The sequence below is a fragment of the Paraburkholderia sp. DHOC27 genome, from assembly GCF_003429005.1.
Classification (GTDB): domain Bacteria; phylum Pseudomonadota; class Gammaproteobacteria; order Burkholderiales; family Burkholderiaceae; genus Paraburkholderia.
This window is the reverse complement of record NZ_QVQV01000009.1, coordinates 54,631-72,579: the sequence shown is the minus strand read 5'-3', so window position 1 is coordinate 72,579 and position 17,949 is coordinate 54,631. Positions and strand designations below refer to the sequence as shown.

Genomic DNA, 17,949 nt, shown 5'->3' with positions numbered 1-17,949 from the left:
AACCAACGCACAAACCAGCGGGGAATCGGCCATGTCCACCATCGAACCAGTTTGCTCCTCTCCCAGCGCGGAGCCCACGTTGTCCGATACGCTCGGGCAGGGCACGGCGCCGCGCGTGTCGCTGAACACGCTCGAAATTGCGATCCGCGTGTTCACCGCGAGCTGCCTCGGCATTTTTGCCTTCGCGGCGATACGTGAATGGCTCGCGGCGCCGTCGCGCATTACGCTAGTGCTGCTGGTGGTGACGGCGTGCATGACCACGGGGCTGTCGCTCTTTTCCAGAACCCCCAAACAGCGCGACTGGCGTCCGCTCGCGTTGCTGTTTTCGTTTGGCGGTACGTACTATTTCGTCGCGATTCGTCTGGCCCCCGGCATGAAGCTCGTGCCGGAGACGGTCGGCGCCATGCTTCAGGTGTCCGGGCTGCTGCTGCAGGTGTATGCGAAGGCGTCGCTGCGCCGTTCGTTCGGCATCCTGCCCGCCAATCGCGGGGTGGTCTCGCGTGGGGCATACCGGCTGGTCCGGCATCCAATGTATCTCGGCTATCTGGTCGCGGAAGTGGGCTTCCTGCTCACCAATTTCGGTCTGCAAAACATCATCGTCTACGTATGCCAGTTCGCGTTTCAGATCGGGCGCATCGTGCGGGAGGAGGCGATCCTCTCCGACGACGAACGTTACCGTGCCTATAAAGGCGAGGTTCGTTATCGCGTGATTCCCGGGGTGTTCTGAAACGACGTATCGTTTTCGGGCTTGCGCCGTCGTCGGCGCAGCTCCCGCCCACTGCCCTCATGCCGCGTTTCGAAAAACTTGCGTCGGAAATTCTACGGATAGCCAAACAACGGCAAAACGTAGCATGATGCGAAGTCGAAGCCGGGAAACGCATGAGCACATTCACAGACGAATCAGTATCTCTTACCGCTTCGGTTGAATCCGGGGGAGACGCACTGCCGCTCACACCGGCCGAAGCGGCCATGCCGACCCTGCGCGATTTCACGGTCGAACTGGCCGCGCGCCTTGGCACCGCGCTCTTGCTCGGCCTGTTCGCTTACCTCGCGATCAAGAACTGGCGCGCCGACCCCACGCGTATCACGCTGCTACTGCTGGTGGTGGCGGAATTCTTCACCCTCGGGCTGTCGCTGGTCGTGCGCGTGCCCCAGCGGCGCGACTGGAATCCGGTGGCGTTTCTATGCGCACTGGGTGCCACGTATTACTTCCTGGCGGTGCACCTCGGACCGGGCTTGCGCCTCGTGCCGGAAGCGGTCGGCGCTTCGCTGCAGATTGCCGGGATCGGCTGGCAACTCTTCGCCAAGGTCTCGCTGCGCCGCTCGTTCGGCATCCTGCCGGCCAATCGCGGCGTCGTTTCGCGCGGCGCCTACCGCTTCGTACGGCACCCCATGTACCTCGGCTACTTCCTCATGGATATGGGTTTCCTGCTGGCCAACTTCGGTCTGCAAAACGTGCTCGTGTATGCCGGTCAGTTCGCGCTGCAGGTGGTGCGCATCGGGCGGGAAGAAAAGCTGCTCTCCGAGGACGAGCGTTATCGCGCCTATCAGGGCAAGGTGCGGTACAGGGTCATCCCCGGGCTGTACTAGCGCTTGGAGTGCGCTTCGCAGCCTCACTCCCCCGAGGCCCGCAGCGACGGCAGCCCTGCGCCACTATCACCCTTGTCATGACCGTTGCCGCCGTTGCCGCGGTTCTCGGTATGGCTGTCATCGCGCTCCGGCGCGTCCACCGGCGCCGCTGTGCCGCCATTGCCGATACGGTTCGCATGCATCAGCCGGTATAGCGTGGCCCGCGACACACCCAGATCCGCCGCTGCTTCGGATAGCTTGAAGTTGTGGCGCTGCAAGGCCTGTTCGATGGCATCCTTTTCCGCCTTGCTGCGAATCTCCGCGAGTGTAGCGGCCGGCGTGCGCACGACATGCGGCAGGCCGAGGTCGGCGGCGGTGATGAAGCGTCCCTCGCTCATCACGACCGCGCGGCGCACGCAGTTGATCAGCTCGCGCACGTTGCCCGGCCACGCGTCACTGGACATGGCCAGCATCGCATCGCTGGAAAAGCCGCGAATCTTGCGGGCGCCGTCCTGCCGGTACATGCTGAGCGCGTAGTTGGCAAGCAGCTTGATGTCGCCGCCGCGTTCGCGCAGCGGCGGCTCGACGAGCCGCAGCACGCACAGGCGGTGATACAGGTCGGAACGAAACCGTCCTTCGTCGACGGCTTTTTCCAGGTCGACGTGCGTCGCGGAGATCACGCGCACATCCACGTTGGTCTGGCCGGTGCCGCCCAGGCGCTCGATGGTGCCTTCCTGCAGGAAACGCAGCAGCACGGCCTGGCACTCGTGCGGCATGTCGCCGATTTCGTCGAGGAAGAGGGTGCCTTCATGCGCACTTTCGATGCGGCCAATCTTGCGTTGCACCGCGCCGGTAAACGCGCCGCGCTCGTGGCCGAACAGTTCCGCCTGCAGCAAGCTGGGGGGAATCGCCGCGCAATTGATGGCGACAAAGGCGTTTTGCGCGCGCGGCGAGCGCACGTGAATGGCCCGCGCGGTCAGTTCCTTGCCGGTGCCGGATTCACCGGCCACGAACACGGGGGCATCGGTGACGGCGCATTTGTCGATATGGCGGTACAACTGCTGCATGGCCTCGCACTGGCCGACCATCTCATGCCGGCCTTGCGACGGTTCCGGCGCCACCGGCGCCTTGCGCAGACTGGACAGCCCGTGGGCGTGGCCGAGTGCAAAGATGAGACGGTCGTTGAGGCAAGGGCGCGTAACGAAGTCGAAGCAATAGTCGAGGATGAAACGGCTGACCAGTTCGTCGTCGGCCTGGCCCGGCGCGATCTGCGCAACCCAGTTGGTTTCCATGCGCCGCATGCACGTTTCCAGCGCCGACAGGTATTGCGACGTGCAGTCTTCGGGGAGTTCGAGCAGGCCGACCTTGATGTTGTCGCGCTCGATCACGCGCTCGGCGATGGCCGTGGTTCTGGCGTGCGCGACGTGCCAGCCGGAGGCGGCCAGAAACCGGCCCAGCGTCTCATCAGGCGTGGCGGAAACGCATAGCACCGTGCGTTCCGTGTCGGGCGGTGAAGCCGTTGTACTCATTCAATTTCCCCGGTTGATGCTGGGTTCACGACGCGCCTGTGCTGGCCTCTGCTGGATGAATGTGCGGGCCGCCGGCTGCCATTGAACCTTCGCGTCCGCCTTCACAGGCGGCTGCGCCAAACTGGCCGCGACGCGACAAATCGTGCTCATGTCCGTCGTAGTCGTTCAGACTCGAACGATCGTTTTCAAATGGCCATGCAATAAGTCTGACTATCAATCAGCTTCTTCATATTGCGTCACGTAGCGCAGATGAAACAAAGCCATTCAAAAGAATGGGTCGCTCCCATGCTAGCAAACCTGACCGGCAAATGGTTTTTTCATTTCTTGCTTAAAATTATCAGCGCTAAAAGCAAGCCAGTGGAACAGGCCTGAAAGCCGCGTCGTTACACGATTGTCTCAGAGTTGAGAAAACCCGTGACGAATTAATTTTCAGCAATTGTTAAATAATCAGACGGAATATTTGACCGAACGGTTGATTTATTACGACGTAAATATGGCGGGCCCGATTTTCTCTGAAAGCACGCAAACCTTTGCGGACCTCCATTATTCAGAAATGAATTAGTTCGACGAGACGAAGCGCCAGGTTGGGTGCCTGCAAGCCTGGCAATGCAATGCCGTGAGCGCGTGCACTGGATGGTTAAATCCAGATAATTTAAACGCGTGTTTCCGGGCGTGGCGAATGCGCGACACAAAGCGTCGAGCGCGCGGGTTGACGACCCTGACGGACGTTGTTTTGCGTACGCGCCGGCTTGCGAGGAAAAACGGTCGCCGGTCGCGGCGCTGCTTTCGTCGAAGCCGTCGTCTCACTTTTGAGACGACCTTCGGTGCTGCGGCGGCCGCCCATTAAAAGCCCTGCGCCGAGTGCCATCACTACCTGTCGCCAGTCATCGCATGCTGTCGCGACTGGGTTCGCGGCGCGTGATGCTGGAGCCGGGTGTCTCGCTCCACCTGTCGCCGGCGACCCAACGACGCGATCACGCCTTGCCAAAACCGGGCCCACCCAGTAACAGCGCTGCAACAGTTTGGACGGAGCGTCCGCAACGCAGCTTGCGCCATCCCGGTGGTTCGAGCGCAAACCCCGTTGCGACGGGACGTTGCCTCACGCTGGCACGATCGTCGCTATATGTCTCGCAAGGCCGGTGCATGCATGACGCGGCGGCTAGCAGGGAAGTGCGAGGGAAGTGCGAGGGAAGTGCGAGGAGCGTCCACGGACGAAACCCGGTTCACGCCGGGAGCACAAGGCAGGTCGGGGAAGTAAATCTGGGCAGGCAGGCGCGTAGACGCTCAGGGATGGAAAAAAAGAAACCAAAGCAGTACGACGATCGAGCCCGCAACGACGGGTGCGACGGGGCCAATAAAGCAGCAGCAGGAAAGCAGTAGCAGGAAAGCGATGGGGCCAACCAATCGACAGCAGCAACGAAGAAAAAACGCGTGCGGTCAAGCGCGATACGAGTGGGGAACAAGCAGGATATAAGCAGTGAACAAGCGGGGAACACGTTTCACGCAGTAGGCACCCGCAGTCGGGGTTTCACGACGGGCGAGTGATCAGGTTGACCGGCGCTCACTGGACAAGGGAGGTTGTTTCAATGTCCTGTGTGTACCGGTCGCGGCAGCGCTTCAGGGGAACGGCTTCGGCCGGGTGGCATGCAGGCCGCACTGCGCGCCACAGGGAGCAGCGACTGACCGCGGCGCACTTCGACGCCAGCCTGATGCTCGCCCGCTTCCTTCAGCACCATTCAAACCCGGGTTTCGACATACCCCCCAGGACCGTCCGCCGCTTCGGCTCGTCCTTAATATCAGAACTCTTATAACATGTTAGAGTTTGGATATTACGGGCCACGTGGCCGTTGGGCCGCGTGCCGGGCAATCCTGGGAGGTGTCTGCGATGTCTGAATGTCTGTTTCTGGCCGGCGCGTCGGGTGCGATTGGGCGCCGCGTCGCGCCGTTGTATGTGTCGGCAGGTTGGCGCGTGGTGGGGACCACCCGCTCGCCCGACAAGGCAGCCGCGTTGCGCGCGCTGGGCGTCGAACCCGTGCTGGTGGATGTCTTCGACGCCGCCGCGTTGCAGGCAGCGCTCGTGGCGGCGCGGCCCAGCGTGGTCGTTCATCAGTTGACCGACCTGCCGCCCGCGCTGGACCCGTCACGCATGGCGGAAGCCACGGAACGCAACGCCCGCCTGCGCGATGAAGGCACGCGCAACCTGGTGGCCGCCGCGCGGGCGGCAGGCGCGCGCCGCATGGTCGCGCAGAGCGTCGCGTTTGCCTATGCAGAGGGTCCGTTGCCGCACAGCGAAGACGATCCACTGGATCTCGGCGCGCCAGGCAGGCGAGCCGTGTCTGTCGGTGGTGTGGCGAGCCTCGAGCGTCAGGTGCTGGAGGCGCCCATCGAGAGCATCGTGTTGCGGTATGGGCTGCTGTATGGTCCGGGCACCGGCTTCGATGCGCCCACCGGCGCAGGGTCGCTGCACGTGGACGCGGCCGCGTATGCCGCCGCGTTGGCCGTGACGCGCGGCACACCGGGTATCTACAACATCGCGGAAGAGGACGGCGCGCTCGACTGCGAAAAAGCGCGGCGCGGATTGGGCTGGAATGCGGATTGGCGAGTCGGGTAGTGAGGAGCGTGGGGTGGTCCGCTGGAACACGGCCATGCGCTCCGCTGAAGCGCCGCGGTGCGAACCTGCGAAAAACGATCCGGCGAAAAAGGTCCTGCGAAAGTGATTCCGCGAAAACAGCGGTGCGGATCACTGCGCTCAGGAATGACTCGCAACGGCCTTCGTTTCCAACATCACGTCTCGCGCAACTACCGCCTCAGCCGCCCACACCGACACACCGGCGGCGGCAATCGCAAAGCGATGCTGCGTACCTTGCCGGAAGCGGGCGTCTTCGCTCGCGAGATCGAAGCGCGCGCCGCCCATCGCCACCTGGATATAGCGCTCGCCGCGCCGCAGTTCGATGCTTTCAATGGTCCCAAGGTACGGGCCATCCGGCGCGGCAACCAGCGCGTGCGACGAGACGCGCCACATCACGCGTTGACCGGCCATGAGGTTGTCGAGGCTCCGGTCTGCCAACTCGATCAACAGTCCCCCGCTGATTTCGAGCCGTCCCTGTGCGCGCATGATGCCTTCGCCCACGTTGTGCAGGCCGAGCAGTTCAGCCACGCGCAGGCTGGCGGGCCGCTCGTACACCGTGTCGAGGGCACCGGCCTGCAACACGCGTCCCTGTTCGATCACCAGCACCTCGTCGGCGAGCAGGGCGGCTTCGTCGGGATCGTGCGTGACGACGATCGTCACCGCGGCTATCTCGCGCTGCAAGGCTCGCAACGATTGCTGTAGCCGACGCCGACGCGGCGTGTCGAGCGCGGCGAACGGTTCGTCGAACAGCAGCAGTTGACTGTGACGGGTGAGTGCGCGTGCCAGTGCGACCCGCTGGCGCTGACCGAACGACAGTTGATGCGGCAGCCGTCCAGTGAGCGCGGCGAGGCCGAGATGATCGAGCCAGTAGCGGGCGCTGGCGGGGTCCGCATCGACGGGGAAGGCGAGTTGTTGCGCCACCGTCATGTGCGGAAAGAGCCCGTAGTCTTGCGGCATATAACCGATCTGGCGGTCTTCCGGCGGCAGCGCGCCGAGGTCCGCATCGCCGAGCCGCACCGTGCCGCGCTCATTGCGCTCGAGCCCGGCAATCAGACGCAGCGCCAGCGACTTGCCCGAGCCCGACGGCCCGATCACCGCCAGACGACGCGTGACCGGCGCCCACGCAATGTCCAGATCGAAGGCGCCCAGATGGCGCGTCAGATGGAAGGCGAGGCGGCGCTCGCCGTCCTCCACAGGCGCTTGCCCGGCGACGGGTTCGGCCGCGTCGTCGCTGTTGTCGATCAGGCTATCCGCGCCCGTCTGACGCCGGCTATACAAGGACAGCGCCGCACACACCACGGCGATGAACAACGTGGGCAGCAGCAACGGCATCATGGCGGGCAACCCGAGGCTGCCGAACATCACATACGTATAGACCGGCAGCGAATACGGGTGATACGCGACCATCACGGTCGCGCCGAACTCGCCGAACGCACGCAACCACGCGAGCGCCAAGCCTGCACGGATGGCCGGCCACGCAACCGGCAACACGACCCGGAAAAAGCGGCTGCCGGCATGATGGCCGAGCGTGGCGGCGACGTCGTCGAGCACGGGGTCGACGGCAGCAAAGGCCGACTTGGCGGCGATGATGAGGAACGGCGCGGCCACGAAGGTTTGGGCCAGCACGATGCCGGCAAACGAATCGGTGAGCCGGCCGCCCGTCAATTGACCGACCCAGCTATACGGTCCCAGCAAGAACAGCAAGAGCACGCCGCTGGTGAGCGGTGGTAGTGCCAGCGGCAACTGCACCACGAAGCCGAGCACGGCCACCTTGCGGGAGTTCGACCGCGCGAGGAAATAGCCGAGCGGCACGCCGCCGAGCAGGATCACCAGCGCCGCGACGCTGGCGCTGCCGGCGGAGACGGCGACCGCCGACCACGTGGCGGACCAGTTGACGCTCGCCCAATCCGCCGCGCCCAGTTGCGGCACGCTGGCGATGAACGGCGCGCACAGGTACACGGCCAGCAGCGTGGCCAACCAGAAAAGCGGCCGGGCCGCCGTGCGCGTCATGACTGCTCGCTAAACGTCAAAAGATAACGACGTGCAGGGTGTCGACGCTTATTGCGCGGCATCCAGCACGGCCTGCACGGACGGCGGAATGGCCGAGCCGTTGCCGCTCACGGTGGGCTTGATCACATCCACGCCATGCTGCTTCAACAACGCGCGGCCTTCGGCGCTCAGCAGGAAGTTCACGAAGCGGACCGCGCCCGCATTGTCCGGCGCGTCGTTCAGGATGGTGAGCGTGTAGCTCGCCTGGGCATGCAGTTCCGGCGCGGGCTGGATGGCGGGAATCTTCAGATCCGAAGTCTCGGTGGAGTAGAAGAAGCCGGCATCCAGTTGGCCCGATTGCAGCCGGCCCACCAGGGTTTCTTCAGGCAGCACCTGGTCGGGATTGTCCGGCGCACCGAGCGTCTTTTCGACGAGATCCGGTTGATGATAAAGATCCGCCGCCTTGGTCATCATCTCGACGGTGAACGCGCCCTTCGGATCGAGCTTCGGATCCGTGCGGCCCACCTTGATGCCCGGTTCCTGCAGCACCTGATCCCAGCGTTTCTTCTTGAAGTCGGCGGCGAACTTGCTCTTCGGGTTGTAGCCGATCATCAACGGCGACTGTGCGAAGTTGACGTACCACGAGACGTGATCGCCGTTCTCCGCACCCATCAGGCTCTGGTTGACCTTCGGACTGGCGCTGATGAAGACGTCGCCACGGCGCAGCTTGCCTTTGATCTCGTTGGCGATCTTGTTCGAACCCGCCGCGTAGCCGCGAAACTGCAGGCCGGTGGATTTCTCGAAGGCGGGACCCACGCTGCGCTCCATCAGATTCACCAGTGAGCCGGCGTACAGCACGTTCACGGTGTTGTCCTGAGCGAAACCGGGCGTGGCCATTGCCATGCTGGCGATGACGGTGACTGAGGCGAGCAGCTTGCGGATCATGCTGTTTCCTGTAGCGTTTAGAGAGAAAAAACTGAGAACGGTATCTTACGATGCCAATGCGTTGCGTGGCTCGAATCCTGGGCGCGTTTTTGCGCGGTTCAACCTCCGGGTCTGGCCCGGCAAGCGTCGTACTTTTACCCGCTCCCGCCTTGTTCCTACCTTGTTTATCGCGGGACTCCCGCCGGGTTTTCCATCACATGGGCCGCTTCATATAGCCGGTATGTCCGTGCCACGGCATACGCGTGGCCGGTTCGTCTCGTAATATATGTGAAAATACAGCGCAGCGCGGCCTGGTGTGCCGCGTGCTGTTCGTACTGCTGGAGGAGTTGCACGCATGGACCTGATGCACCCAACTGTCGAAGCGGCCGAGCCGACTCGAGCAAACCTTTCCACGGACTTCGTTCTTAGCGGGCAGGTGCTGCGTCCGTTGACGCTGTCAGTGGAACAACTGCGCCGTTACGACAGCGTGCGAGTCGAGCCCTTCGATCTGCGCTGCTTCACCACCAACCGCTACATCCGCAAGGTGGGGTGCTACCGGGGCGTGCGTCTGACCGAACTGATCGAAGAAGCGGGTCTGCGCAACGATGCGCCTGGCGATTTCAAGCGCGCCGTGTTTATGGCGATGTCGCACGACGGTTACGCCGTCACCTTCTCCTGGCACGAGTTGTTCAACACCCACGTTGGCGAGAGCGTGCTGATCGCGTACGAGTGCGACGATCAACCCCTGAGTATCGAAGACGGCGTGCCCACCCTGTATTCAGGCGCGGACATCATGGCGGCGCCACGGCATGTCAAGCGGCTCGCGCGGGTGGTCGTGCAGGTGCTCAAACCCGAACTGTTCTGAAGGGTTTGAAGTGAGCCGGGCGATGCGTGTATGCTTGCGCGCATGGCTGAATCCGCGAAAACTTCAACCCTCTCCGCCGCCGCAGCGCGCACCACGGCGTCCGCTAAAACCGCTCCGGAAGTGCGCTTTCGCATGCGCATCCGCACGGGCGAAACCGTGGCGCTCGGGCCGGGCAAAGTGGACCTGCTCGAAGCCGTGCGCGAACAGGGCTCGATCTCGGCTGCGGCGCGCAGCCTCGGCATGTCGTATCGGCGCGCGTGGCTGCTGATCGACGAACTCAACAAGTCGTTGAAGTCGCCCGCCACCGTCTCCGAACAGGGCGGTCAGAGCGGCGGCGGCTGCGTGCTGACGCCGGTTGGGGAAACCATCGTGCGGCTGTATCGCGAGGTGGAAGCGCAGGCGCAAAAAAGCTGCGCGAAGCAGATTAGCGAGTTGACGCGAATGATCCGCTGACAGGCGGGCGTACAGATCCGCCGCGTCGCATCACCCATGCCGCAGACAAAATGCCGACGCCGGCCGCGCGTTATCAACCGGCGTGGGGTCGGCATGTATCCGCGCGATCAGTTCGATGAAACTGGCCACGCTCGCACTGCGCAGCGGGTAGTAATCCACCTGATGCCGCTCGCACACACGCTTGAGCATGTTCATCGAATCGTGGTCGATGCAGTCCACCGGAAACACGACGATATCCGCGCCCGGTAAGGCGGCCGCGAGAAGCCCCTTGCGATCTTCGAGGCCGCCGTCGTGCACCACGAAGTCGCCGCCCGCCGAACTCACCAGCGACTTGAGCGCGGAGTTCGAGCCCGGCCGCCCACCCACATAGACGACCCGCTTGCCGCGCACGTTCTCGAGCGCGGCGCGGCGGCTGCCGGCTTGATCCAGCGCATCCAGTGTGGCGCTTTCCAGCGCGTGACATTCGGCCTGCACCACTTTCAGCATGGCGAGCGCCTGGTCGCGGCTCTGCCGCAGCGCCTCGACCGTGCCTTGTTCCTGCAACGTGCGTTGTTCGGCCGCTTCGCGACGGCTCGTGTGCAGCGCGAGACGCTGTTCGCTTTCCGCGAGCTTCTGACGAAGCGCCTGCACCTCGGCGGCCAGTTCCGCGCTATTGGCGGACGGTTGCCGTTCGGCCTGGGCGTTGAGCTTGACGATCTGTTCGGTGAGTTGCTCGATCACCGTGTCGCGTTCCGCGCTGATTTCGCGCAGACGATTCTGCTGCCGCTCGACCTTGTCGCGCAGTTCGGCGTTTTCTTCTTCCAGCGCGACGAGACGGCGGATATCCGCGCGATTGGCCGCGCCCACCAGGTGCGACAGCATATGCAACTCGCCGAAGGCCGACTGGCGCACCGGCATGGTTGCGCAGGCATGCGTCATCACGGCCCAATAGGCGGGCGGGATGTCGCCGCTTTTCAGCGCTTCGTTCCATAACGCCAGCAGCGCGTCTTCGTCACGCGCTTCGTCGAAACGGCGGATCGCGCCGGCGTAGCGCTCGTCCAGCGCCTTATGCAGCGCCTTGCTGCCGGGACCGCCCGCGATGGCCAGTTCCACTGCGGCGTGGTGAATCTGCAGGTCGCTGGCGTGCTGACGGTCGAGATCCGTGAATTTCGGCACCAGCTTGCGCAGTTCATGCGTGGTGAGGCACGTGCCGATCACCGAGCAGTGCAGATGCGGGTCCAGTTCAGCGAGCTTGCTGCGGCGCCGTGCACGGCCGAGTTGCACCGTCGACGGCGCGCAGCAGGCGTCTGCGATAACTGCCGGGCGGCCCGTGGCGTCATTGCCGACGCGCCCGGCGCCGGCAGTTTGAGCAAGGCGAAACGGGGGAGTGTGCATGGTGACCTCGAATCCGGTTCTGGTGCCCGGGCTCGCTGGCAAGGCGCGCGGCACGGCGCAGTTGATGTCGGGCGCGTCACGCCTGCCTGCTGGGCCAGCATTGGGTTTGCACCAGTCTCTGTACCGCAATATACCATCGAATATAGCGCTCGGGGTCAACGATACGGTCAACGACACGGTCAACGATACTCCTGGCGCGCGGCCTCCGTCAGCGTTGCACGGTCGCTGGATGGGCACGCCGGCGCAGCGCGCGGCGCCTCAAGTCAGGATTGTTTCGCGTAAGCGAGAAAGGCCCGCACGGCGGCGGTGCGCTCGTATTTACGGTAGGCAAGCGCGATTTCCGACGGAATGGGCTTGCCCTTGATGCCGCGATACACGATGCCCGGCAAGGTCACGCATTCGGTCAGCGTATGGGGCACGACGGCGACCTTGCCGCCCAGCGAGACGCACGCGAGCACGGCCGCGAGCGTGCCGGAACGCGGGCCGAGTTTGGGTGAAAAACGTCCGCGCCGCGCCAGTTCGAGCGTGCCGGAGTCCTGCTCCGGCAGCACGAAATACTGGTCGCGCAGTTGCGCGGGCGCGAGTACCGGGAAGGCGGCGAGTTCGGAGTCTTCCGGCAGGGCGATCACAAAGGAATCGCGGTACACCGTGGTGGCTTCGATGCCTTCCAGAAACTGCATGGGTGGTCGGACGTAGGCGGCATCGAGCTGGCCGTCCGCGAGCATGGCAGGCACGCTGTCCATCGGCACCTCGCGCGCCGCGACCTCGATACGTGGATGGGCGAGGCGAAAGCCGCGCACCGCCTGGCGCAGCACGCCCGCATACGCGGCCGAAGCGACATAACCGATCGCCACCCGTCCCAGTTCGCCGCGCTCCGCGAGGCTGGCGCGTTCGGCGCCGCGCTGGAGCTGTTCGAGCGCGGGCAGCGCCTCGGCCAGCCACGCCTCGCCCGCGGCGCTCAGCGACACCGAGCGCCGGGTGCGATGAAAGAGCCGCACGCCGAGCAGACGCTCCGCTTCCTGAACTTGCCGGGTGAGCGACGGCGCGGTGATATCCAGCTCCTCTGCTGCGCGGGCGAAGTGAAGATGCTTTGCGACGCTGACGATGCAGCGCATGTGGCGGAGTTCGAGCGGTTGCATGGTATTGCCATCCAGAGCAATTATTCTGTGATTCTATGGCAATGACGGGGAATACACAGCCCGCTACGATGGCAGCAGGTTTCTTTTCGTCGCTTCTTTTCGTCGCCTCTTTCGCGTCATTGCCCATGTCCTCCTCGCAAGCTGAATCATCCGAACAGGCGGCGCGGCCCGCTGCGCCCCACGCGGCGACAGCGCACGGCGACGCCGGCGCCGCGCCCAGCCGGCGTCCCGTCAAACCCGGTTTCGTGCTGGCCACCGCTTCGGCCATGTGCGCGTTGATCGTCCTCGATACCAATGTGGTAGCGGTGTCGCTGCCGTCCATTGCGCGTTCGTTTCAGGCGAGCTTCGCCGACGTCGAATGGGTGGTCAGCGCCTATATGGTCGCGTTCGCTTCGTGTCTGTTGCCCGCCGGTGCGCTGGCCGATCGTTTTGGCAGAAAGCGCATGCTGCTGCTCGGGCTCGCGGTGTTTTTCCTCGCGTCGTTGGGCTGCGGGCTCGCGCCTTCGGTGACGGTGCTCAACGTGTCCCGTGCATTGAAGGGCGTGGGCGCCGCGCTGTTGTTGACGGCGGCGCTGGCGGTGATTGCCAACACCTTTCACGCCGGGCCCGCGCGGGTGCGTGCGTGGGCCGTGTGGGGCACCTGCATGGGACTGGCGACGACGGTCGCGCCGCTGATTGGTGGCATGATTACGCAGTGGTTCGGCTGGCGCTGGATCTTCCTGTTCAATCTGCCGGTTTGCACGGTGCTGGCCCTGTGCGCGCTGCGTGCTATCCGCGAATCGCGCAATCCAGACGCGGGGCCGGTGGATATCGCCGGCAGCGCCTTGTTCGGCGCGGCGCTGGCGCTCGCGATCTGGGCTCTGATCGAAGCGCCCACGGCGGGCTGGGCCAGCCTCGCGACGGCGGCGCGCTGCGGCGCCAGCGTGCTGCTGTTCGTCGGCTTCGTCTGGGTACAACGCGTACGCCAGCACGCGATGGTGGATCTGACGCTGTTCACCCAGCCGCGTTTCGTCGCGGCCGTGCTGGCCATGTTCGGTTACGCCGCCTGTGCACAGGTGATGATGACCTTCCTGCCGCTGTATCTGCAGAACGCGTTCGGCCTGAGCGCGATTGCGGCGGGCATGGGCATGCTGCCGTTCGCGCTCGCCATGGTGGTGGGCCCGCATCTGGGCGCGGCGCTCGCAAAACGCCAGTCGGCGCTGTCGCTGTTGAGCACCGGACTGCTGATGATCGGCGTGGGTAATCTGGTCACTGCGTTGTGCGCGGCGCCGTTCGCGGGCGACGCCCACTATGCGTTCGTCGCGGTCGGCATGGTGATCACCGGGCTGGGTGCCGGCGTGCTGAACGGCGACACGCAAAAGGCCATCATGGCGTGCGTGCCGGCTCATCGTACGGGGATGGCCTCCGGCATCAGCACCACCACGCGTTTCACCGGGATTGTCAGCGCCGTAGGTGTGCTCGGCGCGGTGCTGGCGGCGCGCACGCATAGCGTGTTCGACGCGCGGCCCGAAGTGACACCGGCGCTGCGCAGCGGACTCGATGCGGGCTTCATGTCACGCGTGCTCTCCGGGGACATTGCCGGTGCGACGGCTCATCTGTCGCCGGCTGCCGGGGCGGCGCTTCGGAGTGCTGCACACTTCAGTTTTGCCAGTGGCTTTGCGGCTGCCCTGTATCTGGCGGGATTGGCGGCCATTGCGATGGCGATCGGCGTGCGCGTGCTGGCGGGTCGTGCGACGCCTGCGCATGTGAGCGGTGTGGTCGTAGAGTGAGGAGTGGGGCGGGGCGGCGGGTGCATGTGCGGGTGCGATGCGGGCCGCTTTAGAGCGTGACCTCGGACAGGTCCGGTTCGCTGCCGATTTCCGATATCGTGGCGCTTGCGTCTTATCCGCCACAGGACCCCACCCCGATGACCGACCCGAACAGCGCGTTGATCCAGCGCTTCTACGAAGCCTTCGCGCGCCTCGATGCCGAAGCCATGAGCGCGTGCTATGTACCCGACGTGCTGTTCAGCGATCCCGTCTTCGGTGAACTGCGTGGCGACGAAGCGCGTGATATGTGGCGCATGCTGACGCAGCGCGCACAAGCGTTTTCCCTGACGTTTTCCGACATCGAAGCGACTCCGCAGACGGGCAGCGCGCAGTGGGTGGCGCGTTATCTGTTCAGCCAGACGGGGCGCACGGTGGTCAACCGTATCGAGGCACGCTTCGTGTTCCGCGACGGCCTGATCGCCGAACATCACGACAGCTTCGACTTGTGGCGCTGGTCCCGTCAGGCGCTCGGCCTGAAGGGCGCGTTGCTGGGGTGGACGCCGTTGGTCCAGCGCGCCATCCGTGCCCAGGCACGCAAAGGACTGGACGCGTACCGGGCGAAGCGCAAGTAGCAACGCGCTGCGTCTTTGCAATGCGTTGTTTGCGGCATGAACGACGCCCGTGCTGGCCACTTGCACGAGTCTCGTCAGATGATGCAGTATCTCGTGAACGCAGACGGCGAAGAAACCACGCGGAACGATCCCGCACAGCCGTCCAACTGGCTGAACTCACGAAACTTGGGGACGAGTACCAATGCCTGTACTGGATGCGGCCTGGGAGGACTGGCTGGCCACCAATGCGAAGCGTGGCTGCACTGCGGACTCGATGGTCGAGTCGATGGTGCAGGCCGGTTTCGATGTGATGACGGCGGCCGCGGCCGTGCAACGTGTACTGGTGGTCACGAGCGGCGGCGTGGTCGCGGCGGCGAATGCAGCGAACGCGGCGAGCCCAATCGCTCCGTCCGCGCTCACGGCAGCGCATGCAGGCACTGAAGCCACTCTCGTCAAGAGCGCGCCAGGCGCGTACCAGTACGATGCAGTGCCGGTTGCCGCCGGCAATCTGATTCGCGCGTTCGATCGCGACGTCAAGGTGCTGATGCGCTGCGAGCGTCCCCAGGTGATCGTGTTCGGCGATGTGCTGAGCGCCGACGAGTGCGCGGAAATGATCGAACGCTCGCGTCACCGTTTGAAACGCTCGACCACCGTCAATCCCGCCACGGGCCAGGAAGATGTGATCCGCAACCGGACCAGCGAAGGCATCTGGTTTCAGCGCGGCGAGGATGCATTGATCGAACGCATCGACCAGCGCATTGCGAGCCTGACGAACTGGCCGGTGGAAAACGGCGAGGGTCTGCAGATCCTGCACTACAACACGACCGGCGAATACCGGCCGCATTTCGATTATTTCCCGCCCGACCAGGCGGGTAGCGCCGTGCATACCGCGCGGGGCGGGCAACGCGTCGCGACCTTGATCGTCTATCTGAACGACGTGCCGGACGGCGGCGAGACGATTTTCCCGGAGGCGGGATTAGCGGTGGCAGGCAAGCAGGGCGGCGCGGTGTATTTCCGCTATCTGAATGGCCAGCGGCAACTCGATCCGCTCACGCTGCATGGCGGCGCACCCGTGAAGAGCGGCGACAAGTGGATCATGACCAAGTGGATGCGCGAACGGCCTTATGTGTGAGTTGTCGCTGACGCGCCTTGCCGAACAGAAGAGGGGCGGTGGCGCGTATCTGCATGAAGAAAAGCGCGCTGCGAGGAACGCAGCGCGCTTCTTGTCAGGCCGCTTCGCGCAACACCGCGTCGAAGAAATGCGCCTGTGCCTGCGCATCGGAACGTGCATAGGCCCGGTTGATCCCGCTGATCGCCGCGCGGATCGACGCGGTAATCAGATTCGCGTCGATACCCACGCCAAACGCGCTGCCCACCACCTGGGCCCCGGCCATTTCGGCAATCGCGATCGCCTTGGCGTCCGCACCTTGCGTCAGCGCGCGTTCCTCGTAGTGCTGAATTCGCACAGGGGTGCGCAATGCGTGCATCAACGCGTCGAGCGGGCCGTTGCCTTCACCGGTCAGCGTGGTGCGCTGGCCCTCGATCTCGACTGTCAACTTGATACGCTCACGGCCGCCATCCTCGGCGAGCGTGTGGCCGATGTAGCGCACGGGCGCTTCGTTGCGCACGTATTCGTCCTGGAACACTTCCCAGATCTGTTGTGCGCTGACTTCCTGGCCGGTGTTGTCCGTGATCTGCTGGACCGCCGAGCTGAAATCGACCTGCAAACGACGCGGCAGCACGACGCCATGCGTCTGCTCGAGCAGATACGCAATGCCGCCCTTGCCGGACTGGCTGTTCACACGGATGATCGAATCGTAGGTACGGCCGAGATCGCGCGGGTCGACCGGCAAATACGGAATCTCCCAGACTGCATCGTCCTTCTGTGCCGCGAAGCCTTTCTTGATCGCATCCTGATGTGAGCCTGAGAAGGCGGTGAACACCAGATCGCCCACATACGGATGACGGGGATGCACCGGCAACTGCGTGCACTCCTCGGCGGTGCGGGCCACTTCGTTGATATGCGAGAAGTCGAGTCCCGGATCGACGCCCTGGGTGTAGAGATTCAGCGCGAGCGTCACGAGATCGACGTTGCCAGTGCGCTCGCCATTGCCGAACAGACATCCTTCGATGCGATCCGCGCCCGCCATCACCGCGAGTTCCGCCGCGGCCACCGCCGTGCCGCGATCGTTGTGCGGGTGGACCGAGACGATCAGCGAGTCGCGTCGCGCGAGGTTGCGGTGCATCCATTCCACCTGGTCGGCGTAGAAGTTCGGCGTGCCGACTTCGACCGTGGCCGGCAGGTTGACGATGGCCTTGCGCTCCGGTGTCGGCTGCCAGACGTCGAACACGGCATCGCAGACTTCCTTGGCGAAATCGAGTTCGGTGGCGGTGAACGTTTCGGGGCTGTATTGCAGCGTGAAGTCGGTCTGCGGATTGGCTTCCACGAGCCGCTTCATGGTGCGCGCGGCGTTCACCGCGAGTTGCTTGACGCCATCACGCTCGAGTCCGAACACGATCTTGCGGAATTCCGGCGCGGTCGCGTTGTACAGATGCACGATGGCGCGCGGCACGCCACGCAACGATTCGAAGGTGCGTTCGATCAGATCATCGCGCGCCTGGGTCAACACCTCGATGGTGACGTCATCGGGAATATGGCCGCCCTCGATCAGTTCGCGCACGAAGTTGAAATCGGTTTCGGACGCCGAAGGAAATGCCACTTCGATTTCCTTGAAGCCGATCTGCACGAGCGTCTTGAACATGCGCATCTTGCGCTGTGCATTCATGGGCTCGAACAGCGCCTGATTGCCGTCGCGCAGGTCGGTGCTCATCCAGATCGGCGCGCGGGTGATGGTGCGCGACGGCCAGGTGCGATCCGGCATATCAATGGGCGTGAACGGACGGTATTTCGTGGCAGGGTTCTTCAACATGACGGGCTCACAGGTTCGAAAGTGACGTAAAAGGGCTTGAGGGCTGGACCGAAGCCAGACAAAAGCGAAAAAGAAGCAGGGGAAACGCGAGACGAAGCACGGCCGCCGGTGGGCAACCGGGGCAAGGTCAGCAAAGCTTGGGAATTAGTTGCGCTTCAGGTGCAGTTAGATGCGGGAAGCGCGTAGCAG

Annotated in this window: 14 protein-coding genes; 8 read left to right on the top strand and 6 right to left on the bottom strand. The window is 64.2% G+C overall.

Annotated features, from left to right (window positions below):
• Positions 1-31 precede the first annotated feature (31 nt).
• Positions 32-727: an isoprenylcysteine carboxylmethyltransferase family protein gene (locus tag D0B32_RS26275; protein WP_117337248.1), complete on the top strand. Its 696-nt coding sequence runs from the start codon at positions 32-34 to the stop codon at positions 725-727.
• A gap of 242 nt (positions 728-969) precedes the next feature.
• A complete protein-coding gene (locus tag D0B32_RS26270; RefSeq protein WP_181969926.1) occupies positions 970-1,590 on the top strand; it encodes an isoprenylcysteine carboxylmethyltransferase family protein in 621 nt (206 codons plus the stop codon).
• Between the two features lie 23 nt (positions 1,591-1,613).
• On the opposite strand, the gene D0B32_RS26265 is transcribed toward D0B32_RS26270, so the two are convergent.
• Positions 1,614-3,098 carry a sigma-54 dependent transcriptional regulator gene (locus D0B32_RS26265; protein WP_117337246.1) on the bottom strand — a complete coding sequence of 495 codons (1,485 nt, stop codon included), beginning with the start codon at positions 3,096-3,098 and terminating at the stop codon, positions 1,614-1,616.
• A 1,885-nt stretch (positions 3,099-4,983) separates the two neighbouring features.
• Between D0B32_RS26265 and D0B32_RS26260 the strand changes: the two genes are divergently transcribed.
• Positions 4,984-5,709: an NAD(P)-dependent oxidoreductase gene (locus tag D0B32_RS26260; protein WP_117337245.1), complete on the top strand. Its 726-nt coding sequence runs from the start codon at positions 4,984-4,986 to the stop codon at positions 5,707-5,709.
• A gap of 138 nt (positions 5,710-5,847) precedes the next feature.
• On the opposite strand, the gene D0B32_RS26255 is transcribed toward D0B32_RS26260, so the two are convergent.
• Together D0B32_RS26255 and D0B32_RS26250 are read right to left on the bottom strand one after the other, a co-directional pair.
• The gene (locus tag D0B32_RS26255; RefSeq protein ID WP_117337244.1) at positions 5,848-7,737 is read right to left on the bottom strand and encodes an ATP-binding cassette domain-containing protein; all 1,890 of its coding nucleotides are present in this window, start codon (positions 7,735-7,737) and stop codon (positions 5,848-5,850) included.
• 48 nt (positions 7,738-7,785) lie between these two features.
• Positions 7,786-8,661: an extracellular solute-binding protein gene (locus D0B32_RS26250; protein WP_117337243.1), complete on the bottom strand. Its 876-nt coding sequence runs from the start codon at positions 8,659-8,661 to the stop codon at positions 7,786-7,788.
• 343 nt (positions 8,662-9,004) lie between these two features.
• Between D0B32_RS26250 and D0B32_RS26245 the strand changes: the two genes are divergently transcribed.
• Both D0B32_RS26245 and D0B32_RS26240 read left to right on the top strand, forming a co-directional pair.
• A complete protein-coding gene (locus D0B32_RS26245) occupies positions 9,005-9,505 on the top strand; it encodes a molybdopterin-dependent oxidoreductase (RefSeq protein ID WP_259295169.1) in 501 nt (166 codons plus the stop codon).
• A gap of 42 nt (positions 9,506-9,547) precedes the next feature.
• Entirely contained in the window at positions 9,548-9,958 is a 411-nt protein-coding gene (locus D0B32_RS26240; RefSeq protein WP_259295157.1) for a winged helix-turn-helix domain-containing protein, read from the top strand.
• Between the two features lie 30 nt (positions 9,959-9,988).
• Here D0B32_RS26240 and D0B32_RS26235 read toward each other — a convergent pair whose 3' ends face one another.
• A complete protein-coding gene (locus D0B32_RS26235) occupies positions 9,989-11,332 on the bottom strand; it encodes a DUF2325 domain-containing protein (protein ID WP_117337241.1) in 1,344 nt (447 codons plus the stop codon).
• A gap of 263 nt (positions 11,333-11,595) precedes the next feature.
• The gene (locus tag D0B32_RS26230; RefSeq protein WP_117337240.1) at positions 11,596-12,471 is read right to left on the bottom strand and encodes a LysR family transcriptional regulator; all 876 of its coding nucleotides are present in this window, start codon (positions 12,469-12,471) and stop codon (positions 11,596-11,598) included.
• A gap of 125 nt (positions 12,472-12,596) precedes the next feature.
• Between D0B32_RS26230 and D0B32_RS26225 the strand changes: the two genes are divergently transcribed.
• The 3 genes from D0B32_RS26225 (at position 12,597) to D0B32_RS26215 (ending at position 15,962) form a co-directional block, all read left to right on the top strand.
• Positions 12,597-14,240: an MFS transporter gene (locus D0B32_RS26225; RefSeq protein WP_117337469.1), complete on the top strand. Its 1,644-nt coding sequence runs from the start codon at positions 12,597-12,599 to the stop codon at positions 14,238-14,240.
• Between the two features lie 137 nt (positions 14,241-14,377).
• Positions 14,378-14,851, top strand: a complete 474-nt coding sequence (locus tag D0B32_RS26220; RefSeq protein WP_117337239.1) for a nuclear transport factor 2 family protein — start codon at positions 14,378-14,380, stop codon at positions 14,849-14,851.
• A 181-nt stretch (positions 14,852-15,032) separates the two neighbouring features.
• Positions 15,033-15,962 carry a 2OG-Fe(II) oxygenase gene (locus D0B32_RS26215; RefSeq protein ID WP_117337238.1) on the top strand — a complete coding sequence of 310 codons (930 nt, stop codon included), beginning with the start codon at positions 15,033-15,035 and terminating at the stop codon, positions 15,960-15,962.
• A 94-nt stretch (positions 15,963-16,056) separates the two neighbouring features.
• Here D0B32_RS26215 and leuA read toward each other — a convergent pair whose 3' ends face one another.
• On the bottom strand, positions 16,057-17,760 hold the full coding sequence (leuA, locus tag D0B32_RS26210; RefSeq protein WP_117337237.1) for a 2-isopropylmalate synthase: 1,704 nt from the start codon (positions 17,758-17,760) through the stop codon (positions 16,057-16,059).
• Positions 17,761-17,949 lie beyond the last annotated feature (189 nt).

What these genes read in the sequence shown, in the direction of transcription:
- D0B32_RS26275 (WP_117337248.1), top strand. Translation starts at nt 32, where the DNA reads ATGTCCACCATCGAACCAGTTTGCTCCTCTCCCAGCGCGGAGCCCACG.
- D0B32_RS26270 (WP_181969926.1), top strand. Translation starts at nt 970, where the DNA reads ATGCCGACCCTGCGCGATTTCACGGTCGAACTGGCCGCGCGCCTTGGC.
- D0B32_RS26265 (WP_117337246.1), bottom strand. Translation starts at nt 3,098, where the DNA reads ATGAGTACAACGGCTTCACCGCCCGACACGGAACGCACGGTGCTATGC.
- D0B32_RS26260 (WP_117337245.1), top strand. Translation starts at nt 4,984, where the DNA reads ATGTCTGAATGTCTGTTTCTGGCCGGCGCGTCGGGTGCGATTGGGCGC.
- D0B32_RS26255 (WP_117337244.1), bottom strand. Translation starts at nt 7,737, where the DNA reads ATGACGCGCACGGCGGCCCGGCCGCTTTTCTGGTTGGCCACGCTGCTG.
- D0B32_RS26250 (WP_117337243.1), bottom strand. Translation starts at nt 8,661, where the DNA reads ATGATCCGCAAGCTGCTCGCCTCAGTCACCGTCATCGCCAGCATGGCA.
- D0B32_RS26245 (WP_259295169.1), top strand. Translation starts at nt 9,005, where the DNA reads ATGCACCCAACTGTCGAAGCGGCCGAGCCGACTCGAGCAAACCTTTCC.
- D0B32_RS26240 (WP_259295157.1), top strand. Translation starts at nt 9,548, where the DNA reads ATGGCTGAATCCGCGAAAACTTCAACCCTCTCCGCCGCCGCAGCGCGC.
- D0B32_RS26235 (WP_117337241.1), bottom strand. Translation starts at nt 11,332, where the DNA reads ATGCACACTCCCCCGTTTCGCCTTGCTCAAACTGCCGGCGCCGGGCGC.
- D0B32_RS26230 (WP_117337240.1), bottom strand. Translation starts at nt 12,471, where the DNA reads ATGCAACCGCTCGAACTCCGCCACATGCGCTGCATCGTCAGCGTCGCA.
- D0B32_RS26225 (WP_117337469.1), top strand. Translation starts at nt 12,597, where the DNA reads ATGTCCTCCTCGCAAGCTGAATCATCCGAACAGGCGGCGCGGCCCGCT.
- D0B32_RS26220 (WP_117337239.1), top strand. Translation starts at nt 14,378, where the DNA reads ATGACCGACCCGAACAGCGCGTTGATCCAGCGCTTCTACGAAGCCTTC.
- D0B32_RS26215 (WP_117337238.1), top strand. Translation starts at nt 15,033, where the DNA reads ATGCCTGTACTGGATGCGGCCTGGGAGGACTGGCTGGCCACCAATGCG.
- leuA (WP_117337237.1), bottom strand. Translation starts at nt 17,760, where the DNA reads ATGTTGAAGAACCCTGCCACGAAATACCGTCCGTTCACGCCCATTGAT.